The following is a 13038-nucleotide window of genomic DNA, read 5'->3' on the forward strand; positions in this document are numbered from 1 at the left end:
CAATCCTCGTCAGGAGAAAGTCATTGCGCGTCTGTTCGAGGCGGGACCGGATGGCTTTATCGGTGGCCTCAGCGCGGACAACTATCTCGCCATCACCCGCACGTCGCGCGCCACCGCCACCCGCGATGTGCAGGACCTGGTCGACAAAGGGGCGTTGACGCGCAGCGGTCAGCTTCGTTTCACCCGATACGCGCTGAACTGGGGCAGACCGCGTGGGGAATTCTGATTTAGAGTCATTAACAAGCTCGACCCGTTCCTTGTAAATGACGTAGCTCCAATTCCAGATTGCCAGTCAACAAACTGAATGCGACTACCTAATCGCCTTCAACCCGAGTCTAATTGCAATAATTAATTCCAAAACTTAACTCGAGAAGCGCGTCAAAGAAGATAAAATGCGCTTGAGGTAAATCCCATACTTCTTATACCCCGAGAGCGTTCTATCCTTTTCTATGGTTATTCCCCTTACCATCGTACGCACGGGCCAGGCCCTAATTGTCATACGCTCGTAAGGTGTGTAGTCCGCACCGTGCTGAAGCATCTCGTTCGTTAGTGTCACGATCCGGCTTGGATCGCATAGCGTAATGTCGGCTCTGTTGTAAAAAAACGAGCTGTCAAGGAAAGCCTCTCGTTCTGTGTTGTCAAGCGGTCTGACCTTGTAGATACTGGGTGAGTTCCACGGCTTCTGTCAACGCGCTCGGCCCGATACCAAAAGCGCGTTCAACGATACTCGCTTCCCCACGGATGTATCGTGTCAGGTTGAAAATAGCAGCCTGGCCCTTGCGCAACGCTCGCATGACCTCGAAGCCCTTGATCGTCGCATATGCCGTCTTCAACGTCTCGAACCCTCTAACTGGTTTGATCATCTGCTTCAGCTTGCCGTGGTCAGCCTCGACAACATTGTTCAGGTACTTGACCTGCCGATGCACCAGTTCATCAGGGCATTTGCCTTCGGCTTTCAACCGCGCGATGGCAATCCCGTAGGTTGGTGCTTTGTCAGTGTTGACGACACGCGGCTCTTCCCAGTTTTCAAGGCGTTCAAAGCCTTCCCCAAAAAGCGCTTGGCTGCTTTGGCGTTACGCGTCGGAAACAGGTAGAAATCGATCGTGTTGCCGACTTTGTCGACGGCTCGGTAAAGGTAAGTCCATTGTCCCCGGACTTTCACATAGGTTTCATCAACCCGCCAACTCGTTGACTGTGGTCGGCGCCAATGCCAGCGCAGCCGTTTTTCAATCTCCGGCGCGTATTTCTGGATCCAGCGATAAATCGTGGAATGATCGACGGGCACACCGCGCTCACCCATCATCTGTTCAGATCGCGGTAGCTGATCCCATACCGGCAATACAACCGCACCGCTCATAAAATCACGTCACCGTGAAAATGGCGCCACTTGAAATCGCTTATCAAAAGTCTCGCGGAAAATTGTTGGCACTCTTTCGGACATCGGCAATTTTTTGCAACAGAGCCCTTCATGTCGAGCCCCTCGATCTTCCGTTGCCTTTCCGTGGCCCGAGAAAGAATGCATTTACGCGATGTTGCAGGGCACGGAATTTTTCACCGCGCGATTTCAGCATATGCTCCTCAAGCAACGGGATGCCAGAGACATGCACCAGCAGCCAATACATCTGGATCGGAGCAAGCAGAGACAGCCAGCTCCATGACGATGCGGTAATTGCCATCAACGGCCACGCGCACCAGAACAGCCATTCAAAGAAATAGTTTGGATGCCTAGAATAAGCCCAAAGACCGGTTTCGCAAATTTCTGTTTTGGCTTCTGGGGTCTTGCGAAACTGCGCAAGCTGCGCGTCAGACAGCGCTTCACCCGTCAACGCGATGGCGATGATTGCAACCCCGACCGTATCCCAGACATATGGAAAACCAGGGCGACCAACCACAGCGAGATAGACAGCCAGAACCAAAATGAAGGCTGCGAGAGCCTGTATCTGCAAAAACCAATATAAGCGAACGGAAGCGTTTTCGCCCCATTCTTTTAGCAGCTTTGCATAACGCGGGTCTTCGCCATGGCGCATGCTACGCTTGGCGATATGAAAGCCAAGACGCAGCGACCACACCAGAATGAGGATCATTATAGCTAAGCGCCGTTGCCATGTCGCATCTGCAAGAATAATGGCTATGACTGAGCCCACCCCCACTGAAAACGACCAGATGGCGTCGATCCAGCCGCTTTTGCCGGTCTTTCGTTCAAGCGCCCAGGCAAATGCCATGATGGCAGACAGGCTGATGGCAACAACTAAGAGCAGACCGGGTTGCATGGCGGACCTTTATTGGGAGTTCGCTTTTCCTCATGCAATACGTTCTGTTTGTCTGCTTGGTTTCTTAAGCGGCTCAAAAAAATAAAAAAGTTTCGTCGTGGATTGAACCAAACTTCTTCTCAAAACGTAAAACGACGAAAATGTAGCACACACGCAGCTCAACGCGCGGTTAAGAGAGGGACTATGGATATCACGAACCGTCCGGGTAGCTCCAAACGTCTCAGCGTCGCGATCATCGGCAGCGGGATTTCTGGATTATCTGCTGCATGGCTACTGTCGCAACGGCATGATGTGACTTTGTTTGAATCATCGGACCGCATTGGCGGTCATAGCAACACCGTCGAATTTGAGAGCAGTCATGGTCCTGTGGCCGTCGATACCGGGTTCATTGTCTATAATGAAGTGACCTATCCCAATCTGACTGCCCTGTTTCGCGCGCTTGACGTTCCAACAGCCGCGTCGAACATGTCGTTTGCTGTTTCAATCGGAAATGGCGCTTACGAATATTCCGGCGGCACCGGCCTAGGCCTCTTTGCCCAGTTCTCCAATCTGGTCAGTCCACGCTTCTGGTCGATGATCCGCGATCTCTTACGATTTTATCGCAATGCGCCCAAAGACCTGAGGATCATGGGCGATATTTCGCTTGGAAATTATCTTGCACGCAATGGTTATGGCCGGGCTTTTCGTGAAGATCATCTTTATCCGATGGCGGCAGCGATCTGGTCCACCCCTGCCATGGAAGTGGGACAATATCCGGCTGCAAGCTTCGTCCGCTTCTGTTGCAATCACGGCCTTCTAGCTCTTCGTGACAGGCCAATCTGGCGTACGGTAACTGGCGGTAGTCGGGAATATGTAAGGCGGATCACAAAGCCCTATGCAGACCGGATCAGGCTCTCAACACCGATCAAATCCGTGCAACGCGCCGAACATTCCGTCGAGTTGATCGACGGAAACGGTATTTCCCATGTGTTCGACGATGTTGTGATTGCCACACATGCCAATGAGGCTTTGCGGATGTTGGCCGATCCGGGCGCGGATGAAAGCCGCATTCTCGGCGCGTTTCAATATTCACGAAATGAAGCGGTGCTGCACAACGATATTTCGCTGATGCCCAAACGCCGTGCGGCGTGGTCGAGCTGGAATTACCTAACCAATGCAGCCACTGGCCAGGCGCAGCCATCCATCACTTACTGGATGAACCGTCTGCAACCGCTGGGCCAAGCGCCCGAGACTTTTGTGACGCTCAATCCTTGTCGTGCACCACGCGAGGAACTGGTGATCCGTCGCGTTATCTATGAACACCCGATTTTCGACATGGCAACAGATCGTGCGCAGAAAGAAATCTGGTCCTTGCAGGGGCAGCGCAGGACATGGTTTTGCGGCGCGCATTTCGGCTCCGGCTTTCATGAGGACGGCCTTCAGGCAGGTCTTGCCGTGGCAGAAGATCTGGGCGGCCTGCGCCGTCCATGGCAGGTCGAGCACGAAAGCGGGCGCATCGTTCGCCAGAGTTTCCCTATTTGGGAAAGGGCGCTGGCATGACCGAGAACTTCCAGTCCGCACTGTTTCCCGGCCATGTGACCCATGCGCGTTTACGACCGAAGGTTCATAAGCTGGCCTATAAAATCTACTCGCTCCTGCTCGACCTTGATGAGCTGGAAGCGCTTGATTGCAAACTGAAGCTGTTTTCGCTCGACCGTTTCAATCTGTTTTCTTTCTACAGGAAAGACAGAGGCGACGGATCCGCCCAGCCGCTACGCAAGCAAGTGGAACGCGCCATGGAGGCAGCCGGAATAGTACCTGATGGTGGTGCGATCCGCCTGCTCACAATGCCGCGTATTGCGGGCTGGGCTTTTAACCCGCTCAGTGTTTTCTTCTGCTATAATTGTGGCGGTGAGCTTGTGGCGGTCCTCTGGGAGGTTGATAACACTTTCCGCCAGCGCCACGGCTATATGATCCCGGTCCAGAGCTGCGATAACGGACGCATCGTACAAAGCTGCGACAAGGCTTTTTACGTCTCGCCCTTCATGGATATGAAGCTGCGATATGAGTTCGAAGTCACGCCTCCCGCAGACCAGCTTTCCATCCGCATCAACAGTTTTGATGATGAAGGCCTGCTTTTGACGGCCCGCCATCTGGCACGCCGGGTTGAGCTAAGCGACGCCACCTTGTTGCGTGCGTTTTTTTCGATTCCGTTTCTCACCTTGAAAGTGATTAGCGGCATTCACTGGGAAGCGCTGAAAATATGGTTGAAGGGCATCGGTTTACGCAAACGACCCGCAGCGCCTGAGATTTCCATCACATCTGTTCGTAACGAGACCGCCCAGCAGAGGAACAAGGCCGCATGAGCCAGCTCGACGAATATCATCAACTATCGGCATCTACCCGGACTGAACGACCGGCTTTCAGCCCCTCGGCTATCGTTTTGAAACGGCTGCTGAAACAGGTTCAGCATGGGCGATTGGTGCTTTCGCTGCCCGACGGTGAGGTCATTGCCGTTAACGGTCGATTGCCCGGACCGGAAGCCAAAATTGCAATTGTTAAATGGAACAGCCTGCGTCGCCTGCTGACGGGCGGGGATATCGGCTTTGCCCAAGCCTATATCGAAGGCGAATGGACATCGCCCCATCTCTCATCGGTCATCCGTTTTGCGGCGCGCAATCGCGATACGCTTATATCCACATTACGCGGATCTGGCTGGACGCGAGCGCTGAACCGTATCGGCCATCTGCTCAATGCAAACACGCGTCGCGGCAGCCGGCGCAACATCGAAGCCCACTACGATCTCGGCAATGATTTCTATGCCCGGTGGCTCGACCCTTCGATGCTGTATTCATCAGCGATCTGGACTGAGACGACCCATAGCCTTGAAAGTGCCCAGGAGCAGAAGTTGCAGTATATTTCTGAAAAACTGGCGCTTGAGGGCGGCGAAAGAATTCTGGAGATCGGTTGTGGCTGGGGTGCCTTGGCTGGCTATCTCGCAAACTGTCGTAATGCCCATGTGACAGGAATAACCCTGTCGCCGTCGCAGCTCACCTGGGCAAAAGCCGCAGTTGAAAACGTCGGGCTCAGCGAAGCCGTTGACCTTCGCTTGCAAGATTACCGCGATATTCAGGGCCAGTTCGACCGCATTGTATCAATCGAAATGTTTGAAGCCGTTGGCGAAGCCTATTGGCCTGAATATTTCGCAACCCTGAAGCGTTGTCTCAAGCCCGGCGGTCGAGCCGTCCTGCAAGTCATTTCGATAGAAGAAACACGCTATGAAAACTATCGTCGCAAGGCCGATTTCATCCAGAAATTCATCTTTCCGGGAGGCTTTTTGCCGTCGGATAAAGTGCTTGAACGCGACCTTGCAAAGGCCGGTCTGGTTTTAAAGGAGACCGAGCATTTCGGCCGTTCCTATGCGCTTACGCTTGCCGAATGGCGTCAGCGCTTTATCGCCAACTGGCCTGAAATCGAGAAGCTTGGATTTGACGATAAATTCCGGCGACTTTGGGAATACTACCTTTGCTATTGCGAAGGTGGGTTCGAGGAAGGTGCAATCAATGTTGGGCTCTACACGATTGAACACGCTTAGACTCCACACCTACTAATGAAGGAAGCGTCGATGAAATGGATACTGACGGTCGGCATGATGATGGTATTGTTTCCCTTCTCGGCGCAGCCGGATGAGATCAACGGTAACTGGGCGCGCGGAGATGGCAACGCGCGGGTGAGAGTTGCGGGATGCGGCAAGGATATCTGCGCGACCAACACCTGGATCAAGCCCGGAACACCAAAAGAGAAAACCGGCGACCGGCTGGTGATGAGCATCAACGAAACTGCGGACGGGCAATATTCAGGTACGGCTTTCGATCCGCAACGCAACCTGACCTACAAGATCAGCGTGAAAGTTGACGGCGACACTATGACGACCAATGGCTGCGTTCTGGCTGGTCTCCTGTGTCGCAATGTGGGCTGGACCCGCATCAAGTAAGAGAGCGAGCTATCGATGAAAGATTATCTCATAGCCTATGTGGTCACAGCGGTTGCATTTCTGGCAATCGACTCCGTTTGGTTGTCCAATATGGCGAACGTGTTTTACCGCCCTGTCATGGGTGACATGCTTGCGCCGGGTTTTCGTCTCGCACCAGCTGTCGTTTTCTATGTGATTTTCGTGTTTGGACTGGTTTTCTTCGCGGTCAAGCCCGGACTTCTGGCCGGTAGTGGTACAGTCACACTCGTTCACGGGGCGCTTCTCGGATTTGTCGCTTATGCGACTTATGATCTGACCAATCAGGCCACTTTGAAAAACTGGTCATGGACCCTGACAATCGCAGACATGGTCTGGGGCACTGTCCTGTCTACCGCGTCAGCCTATGTTGGCTATTGGGTTACGTCGCGGATCAGCGGCTAGGTTGGAGTAAGAATATGCAAAAATGGGGTCTTCTGGCCGCCTTCGTCCTGGTCATCATTGTTGTAGGAATGGCAATCGGTATGGGTTTTCCGCCGGGCGAATGGTATGCAGCGCTTCAAAAGCCTTGGTTTACCCCGCCTAACGCAGCCTTTGGCCCCATCTGGACGATACTTTATATCTTCATTGCCGTTGCAGGCTGGCGCACATGGATAAGCGATCGTGGGTGGAAGCGGCGCGGACCGTGGTTTGGCCAGATGGTATTGAATTTCATCTGGACGCCTATTTTCTTCGGCGCTCACATGACCGTGCTGGGACTTGTCGTAATCATCGGCGTCTGGTTTTGCGTGCTTTTGTTTATCATTCGCGCGTGGCAACCAGATCGCATCTCGGCGCTGCTATTCGTGCCATACCTCATATGGCTATCGCTGGCGACAGCGTTGAATGCGGCAATTGTCGTGTTGAACTAATGAAAAAGGCGGCGAATATGCCGCCTTTTCTTTAGATGCCGATCAATGGCTGCACGAGCCGCATAAGCCAGCTCTGGAATTTGAGCGGTGCGTCAGTCACCGCAAGACAGATGCAATCGCCATCCGGTGAGGCAATCGGCTGATGCACGAGATCAGCATCCGCTTCCTCAATATCACCGCGCGCAAAAAGCCCGGTTCCATCATGGAAACTACCGCTCAACACCAATGTCAGTTCGCGACCGCCATGCCCATGTTCTGGCACCGGCTTCCCCGCTGGAATTCGCAAAAGGCGAACCTGCGTTTCGCTGTCGCCTGTCTCGATTGGCACCTGATAGGCACCCCGGCCAAGCGATTTCCATTTCAGGTCCGGCAAATCGCCATCGACGTAGGATCGCAGTGGTTCCGGTATCACGGCAGGCTGCTTTATCTCGAAGCGCGGTGCAGAAGGTTCCCTTGATTGCGGTGTCTTCTGCAACCTGTCTTTGAAACTATCCCATGTGGATGCTTCGAGTTTCTGCGGCTCAACCGCGTCAAGAAGCTGACCGCCAATCTGTTCAAACTGCTTGAACCTTGAACGGCAGGCCGGGCAGAGCGCAAGATGCGTGGCGACTGCGATGCTCCAACCCTCGGCCAACGTGCCCGCAGCATAGCCTGAAAGGAGTTCGTCGCTCAAATGATGCTTGATATCCATCAATGCGCTCCCGAATTATCGAGCGCTGCGCGCAATTTGTTGAATGCCAGCCGCAGGCGGGATTTAACCGTACCAAGCGGGAGGTTCAGCTTCTTTGCGATGGCGCTATGCGTGCGTTCCTCGAAATAAGCGAGTTCAAGCAAGGCGGATTGCTCCTTCGGCAAGTCGGCCATTGCAGCGCGCAACTGGCTGGCGGATTGCCGCTCGGCAATCCTCAGGTCAGCGGGCTGTTCCTCATCGGGCACAAAGGCCGGATCGGTTGGGTCGAACTCCGGGCGCCGGGCGCGTCGCACTGCATCGATGCGTTGGTTTCGTGCAATGGTGAAAATCCAGGTGGACAAGGCTCCTTTGGCAACATCGAACTGATCTGCCTTGTTCCAGACCGCAATCATAGTCTCTTGCATTAATTCTTCCGCTGTTTGCGTATCAGCAGACAGTTTGGCCATATAAGCCTTCACCCGGGGTGCGAAATGCTTGAAAATCACCTCGAAAGCGTCCACATCGCGTCGGGAACTGACCGCCAGCATCAATTCCTCCATTGAGGGCTGGTCTTCAGGTGCGGTCTGTCCATTCATCCGTATTAAACTCCATCCGCTCAGAAGTAGCGAAGCCAGAACCTGTAAATTATGCTGAGCTTCCATGTGCCACTGTTGCGAGAGGAATGAAACTTTTGTGTTCATCAGGATTATACGCAAACAGATTTAATCTGGATCACACCAGATTTCAAATGTAGGGCGTCATCGCAAGCAGCACTCTCGAACTCTGACTTTTTAGCAATAAATCATGCATCAGCTAAGTGAATTCATAACAGCTGAACAAGCTCTTATTTTACTCGCGATCTTATGGCTCACCAAATGCTTTCTCGTAATTGATCTCAAACGTACGAAAGCTGTAAATCGCCGCCTCGATGCACCGCTTTTCATCCTGTTTGTCGAGCGGTACGGATTCCAGCAAAGAAACGGTCTTCTTCCATCCAGCTAAATTTCCGACCTGTTTTGCTAAATGACGCGCACCATACTCGTCGCCAAGACCAAGCAATCGAGTCTTTTGGATGAGAAATGTCGCCCCCAATGCGGAACCTTCGAGCACGTATAGCGTGCCAATCGCGGCAGGCAAATCAACACGCGTTCCAACGGGGAACTTCAATTCCGGTCTCTTCAGTTCTTCCCCGTCGGACAGGTCCGCGTAATCCTGTTGAAGGTCAGATTGAATTTTATGTTTATCCCAATCTGAGAATATTCTTTTCAGTTCACTTTCATCCAGCAATGTTTCCAGAATCAATCTGCTGTGCCAGGTGGCCTTTAGATATTTCCTGTATGCATTCAATGAATCGAACATGCCATATAACGAACCAAGTCCGTCAATTCGGTCGTGGTGGGGCGCGGTAGCGGCTTTCAAATCCCAACGGCGTTGCGGGACAGTGTGTTGGGTCATTAGAAAAAATTTCCATCGTTCGTTAGGCTCGTGAAGACTACGTAATATCGTTTTGCCGACATTGCCAGATAGGCTTTCTAGATGGTGAGCAGTTCAAGCAGTGAACGAGGAAAACGTCATGAATAAATTCCGTGCATTACGGCGTCGTAATGCTCCTCGATTTCCTGCGTACATCTGCAGGATTTGCGCTTCAAAGCGCTTTTATCATTTATGATGAACAATCCGCGTCTGGTGGCAATAATGCCCTCGTTACGCAATTGACCAATAATGCGCGTTACAAAAGTCCTGCCGACTCCCAGCATTTCTGACAACTGATCGTGCGTCATCTCAAATTGATCTGTGCCGGTTCGTTCTGCTGCTGCTAGCAGCCATTTGGCAGTTCGCTGGGTTATGGTATGGGTCGCGTTACACGCAGCCGTTTGAAATACCTGAGCCATCAGGCAATCAGAATAGCGGGAAAACCAGTGCCGAAGCGAAATGGAATCCAGCTTCAACTGTTCGAGTGCGGCCGTTTTGATCCTGACAAAACTTCCCGAGTTACGAACGATGGCAGTGGCATAGGCGGGCAGACTTCCGTTCGACACAATCCCCCCCACAGCCCCTTCCCTTCCTATCAGCGCGATTTCGACGGCGCTATTGTCTTCATCGACCCAGCGCTGAAAACTCGCGAGCGCTGCCCCGCACGGAAACCATGTGTGAACAACGTCATCTCCCGCCTTCTGCAAAACAGCCTCCGCTTCAAGTTCGTAGAAGACCGTATGCGGCAGCAGCTTTTGTCGGTCCTCCTCATTGAGCATCATCAGAAGCAAATTGCCCGACATCTCGTGGGTCGATGTTAAATTCATACAGTCGAGTTCCTCTTTTCGCGACCGTTGTGTCCAATAGTGGACGGACGATCCTTTCGGTCTATGTTACTTTTAGACGTACTTAACGTAACCCATTGAAAAGACGTGTTTGTTTGTGTGCTCCATCATTAATAATACAATCTCAATGGATGTTTTCGTTTGTCAGCGGTCACAACGTCTTGCCGTTTTCAGCTCTCAGATAATTTAGCAATCCTGGAAAAGGTGCGCTCACGAACGGTTAAGTCCGGGAAAGTTCTGCCGCAATGGATGTGTCCGAACCTGTCAATCTCACTAATTGTGACCGCGAACCAATCCACATTCCAGGTTCGATCCAACCGCACGGCGCAATGCTGGTTATGGATCAGTCTGGCCAAAATCTCCTTTTTGCTTCTGCCAATATTCCATGCATAACGGGCTATAGAGGGGATTTGATCCCTGGCATCGCCATTTCTTTGATTGTTGGCGAGAAAAATGCCCATGATTTCCGTAATGCAGCCGCAAAAGCGAGAGAGCCGGGCTTGTCATCTGTCGTACTTGGCCTGCGCTTTCCAGGCAAATCCCTGCTCTTTGACGCTGTGATCCATACACACAAGGGAAGAACATTCGTCGAAATAGAGCCCTGCGCGGATCGTGGGCAAAGTGCCCGTCAGGCGCTTGATCTCACACGCAGCGTCATTCATCGCATTGGTCGCGAGGAAACGGTAGACAAAGCTGCAGCAACGGGCGTGCGCCTTGTAAGAGCAATGCTGGGTTACGACCGCGTGATGGTTTATCGATTTCTCCATAATGGAGCCGGTCGCGTCATCGCAGAGGCAAAGTCTCCCATGCTTTGCAGCTTTATGGGACAACATTTTCCGGCGTCGGATATACCGGTTCAAGCCCGGCGTCTTTATCTTATCAATACAATAAGGATGATTTCCGACACGTCCTATCAGCCGATCGCACTTTGTCCCTCACTGGCGGCAGACGAACCCGCTGTCGACATGTCCTTTGCACAGTTGCGTAGTGTTTCCCCGATCCATTGCCAGTACCTGCAGAATATGGGTGTCTCCGCTTCGTTGTCGATTTCGATTGTCGTTGATGGAGCATTATGGGGCCTGATATCTTGTCATCACGACAGCCCTAAAGTCACCCCTCTTCCCCTACGCATAGGCGCTGAACTGTTCGGGCAGTATTTTTCGTTACATATTGCCGATTGTGAAAGACGCAAAACATTGCAACTCACCGCGGACGCACGAGAAAAGCTCGACGCGATCGTATCCCAATTAAGCATCAGTGACGAAATTCGCGAGAGTCTGGGGGCACAACTCAGCCGGTTTTCCGAATTGGTTGGCGGCAACGGAGCTGCATTATGGATGAATGGGCAATGGCTTCAAAGTGGCGACGTACTCAACGAACATCAAACTCGCCAAGTGCTCGAAACCGCAAGCCGTCAATCACGACGCGAGCTTTGGGCAAGTCAGGAAATCAGGGCCCACTTGGCCGATTATGCCGGAAGCGTTGCAGGCCTGCTGGCAATACCACTTTCGATGGCGTTCAATGATTATCTTGTTTTGTTCCGCAACGAAGAGGCGCACGCTATCGAATGGGCGGGCGAGCCGGTGAAAACCACCGTTGAAACGCCTTTCGGCCCCAGATTAACGCCGCGAGGCAGCTTTGATACCTGGCGGGAAGAAGTTCGCGGGCGTTCAACGCCCTGGACAGCAACAGACCTTTCGGTAGCTCAGTCGATTGGCACCTATTTGCGTGACGTTATACTTCGGCAAAATGAGTTGTCTGAACAGGAAAGAGCGAAAACCGAACAGCGACGCCAGGTGTTAAACGCCGAACTCAATCATCGTGTGAAAAATATTCTTTCTCTGGTGAAGTCAATCGCGCTTCAGACGGGAGCTAACGCGACAAATGTTGCTGATTACGCTCAAACGCTTGAAGGACGATTACGTGCGCTCGCATCGGCACACGACCTGTCTTTGGACGGCAAAAACGGCGGTTCGCTAGCAGATTTGCTCAAAACCGAGGTCAACCTTTATGGTGATGCCCCTGGTCGCATAACTCTGGAAGGTCCACCGGTTCATCTCGATCAACGCGCATTCAGCGTTATCGCCATGGTCTTTCACGAGATGATAACAAATGCGGCGAAGTATGGCGCGCTTTCAATTCCACAAGGACGCCTGACTATCAGGTGGAAACAGCAAGCCTCCGGCGACTGCGAGATTTTCTGGAGCGAGACCGAAGGGCCATCCGTTACTTGGCCCTCACAGACCGGATTCGGTAGCAAGCTAATTCGAAATTCTTTTGAGTACGACCTCCGCGGAAAAGCCAAGATCGAATACCACCGGGATGGACTTCGGGCACAGTTTTCTGTTCCATCTGTATATGTGACGCAATTAAACGACGAGTTGATCACGGCAGATATTCCAAAAGACATTGTCGAGAAAACCCACATGAATGGAATGAAGATTCTGGTCGTCGAAGATCAGAGCCTGATCGCCCTTGATATGGAAAACACCTTACGAGAATTGGGCGCGGAGCATATTCATCTTGCCTCGAGTGCACCAGAGGCATTCGAGATGATTGAACGATCCAAACCCCATCTTGCAATTCTCGATTTTAATCTGGGAGACCGTACTTCGGAGAATATCGCCGAATTGCTTCTGAAGCTGAGAATCCCTTTTCTTCTTACGACAGGCTATAGCGACAGGGTGCTCATTCCCGAAAAGCTTCGCGACGTAACCATCGTGCGCAAGCCCATAAGCAATTCAGCAGTCGCAGCGGCCATCAACTCCGTTCTTGGATAGAATATCCTGGCGGGGTGTTGTCACGTTAAGTTTCTCTGGCCGGAAAGGCCAGGGGCTCGTAGATATTCAGGCGAAACAGGCCGCAATTTTCCATGCATCGAAAGCTTCGAGGCGATGGTAGCGAATTGTGTGTGCGGCTC

The 13038-nt window shown here is 52.4% G+C and carries 12 protein-coding genes and 2 pseudogenes; 8 read left to right on the forward strand and 6 right to left on the reverse strand.

What is annotated here, in order from left to right; all coding sequences use genetic code 11:
* Window positions 1-226, forward strand: a pseudogene (locus tag F9K91_RS24780) (DUF4172 domain-containing protein); the annotation flags it as partial.
* Between the two features lie 412 nt (window positions 227-638).
* Here the strand turns inward: F9K91_RS24780 and F9K91_RS24785 are convergent.
* Together F9K91_RS24785 and F9K91_RS24790 are read right to left on the reverse strand one after the other, a co-directional pair.
* Window positions 639-1350: pseudogene (locus F9K91_RS24785) on the reverse strand (IS6 family transposase).
* A gap of 116 nt (window positions 1351-1466) precedes the next feature.
* Window positions 1467-2270 (reverse strand): DUF1295 domain-containing protein, encoded by an 804-nt coding sequence (locus F9K91_RS24790; RefSeq protein ID WP_151558762.1) that lies wholly within the window; start codon window positions 2268-2270, stop codon window positions 1467-1469.
* 183 nt (window positions 2271-2453) lie between these two features.
* On the opposite strand from F9K91_RS24790, the gene F9K91_RS24795 reads away from it, so the two are divergent.
* From F9K91_RS24795 to F9K91_RS24820, 6 genes are read left to right on the forward strand one after another with little or no spacing between them, the layout of a single operon-like run.
* Window positions 2454-3809 (forward strand): NAD(P)/FAD-dependent oxidoreductase, encoded by a 1356-nt coding sequence (locus F9K91_RS24795; RefSeq protein WP_151678996.1) that lies wholly within the window; start codon window positions 2454-2456, stop codon window positions 3807-3809.
* Window positions 3806-4615, forward strand: a complete 810-nt coding sequence (locus F9K91_RS24800) for a DUF1365 domain-containing protein (protein WP_151678997.1) — start codon at window positions 3806-3808, stop codon at window positions 4613-4615. The genes F9K91_RS24795 and F9K91_RS24800 overlap by 4 nt, the downstream gene beginning before the upstream one ends.
* Window positions 4612-5844, forward strand: coding sequence for an SAM-dependent methyltransferase (locus tag F9K91_RS24805; RefSeq protein ID WP_151558756.1), 1233 nt, complete (start codon window positions 4612-4614; stop codon window positions 5842-5844). The genes F9K91_RS24800 and F9K91_RS24805 overlap by 4 nt, the downstream gene beginning before the upstream one ends.
* Before the next feature lie 30 nt (window positions 5845-5874).
* A complete protein-coding gene (locus tag F9K91_RS24810) occupies window positions 5875-6243 on the forward strand; it encodes a DUF2147 domain-containing protein (protein WP_151653747.1) in 369 nt (122 codons plus the stop codon).
* A gap of 15 nt (window positions 6244-6258) precedes the next feature.
* On the forward strand, window positions 6259-6663 hold the full coding sequence (locus F9K91_RS24815; RefSeq protein WP_151576613.1) for a DUF2177 family protein: 405 nt from the start codon (window positions 6259-6261) through the stop codon (window positions 6661-6663).
* Window positions 6664-6677: 14 nt separating this feature from the next.
* Window positions 6678-7130 (forward strand): TspO/MBR family protein, encoded by a 453-nt coding sequence (locus F9K91_RS24820; protein ID WP_151558752.1) that lies wholly within the window; start codon window positions 6678-6680, stop codon window positions 7128-7130.
* 31 nt (window positions 7131-7161) lie between these two features.
* Here the strand turns inward: F9K91_RS24820 and F9K91_RS24825 are convergent, their stop codons facing one another.
* The 4 genes from F9K91_RS24825 to F9K91_RS24840 all read right to left on the reverse strand — a co-directional run bounded on the left by F9K91_RS24825 (window position 7162) and on the right by F9K91_RS24840 (window position 10100).
* Window positions 7162-7821: a ChrR family anti-sigma-E factor gene (locus F9K91_RS24825; RefSeq protein WP_151558750.1), complete on the reverse strand. Its 660-nt coding sequence runs from the start codon at window positions 7819-7821 to the stop codon at window positions 7162-7164.
* Entirely contained in the window at window positions 7821-8396 is a 576-nt protein-coding gene (locus tag F9K91_RS24830; RefSeq protein WP_235859071.1) for a sigma-70 family RNA polymerase sigma factor, read from the reverse strand. Before F9K91_RS24830 ends, F9K91_RS24825 begins: the two co-directional genes overlap by 1 nt.
* Before the next feature lie 265 nt (window positions 8397-8661).
* Entirely contained in the window at window positions 8662-9255 is a 594-nt protein-coding gene (locus F9K91_RS24835; protein ID WP_151678998.1) for a biliverdin-producing heme oxygenase, read from the reverse strand.
* Between the two features lie 116 nt (window positions 9256-9371).
* A complete protein-coding gene (locus F9K91_RS24840) occupies window positions 9372-10100 on the reverse strand; it encodes a Crp/Fnr family transcriptional regulator (RefSeq protein WP_109365780.1) in 729 nt (242 codons plus the stop codon).
* Window positions 10101-10363: 263 nt separating this feature from the next.
* Between F9K91_RS24840 and F9K91_RS24845 the strand changes: the two genes are divergently transcribed.
* Window positions 10364-12898, forward strand: coding sequence for an HWE histidine kinase domain-containing protein (locus tag F9K91_RS24845; protein ID WP_151678999.1), 2535 nt, complete (start codon window positions 10364-10366; stop codon window positions 12896-12898).
* The last annotated feature ends 140 nt before the right edge of the window (window positions 12899-13038 follow it).

Source organism: Brucella tritici (assembly GCF_008932295.1).
GTDB classification, from domain to species: Bacteria; Pseudomonadota; Alphaproteobacteria; order Rhizobiales; family Rhizobiaceae; genus Brucella; species Brucella tritici.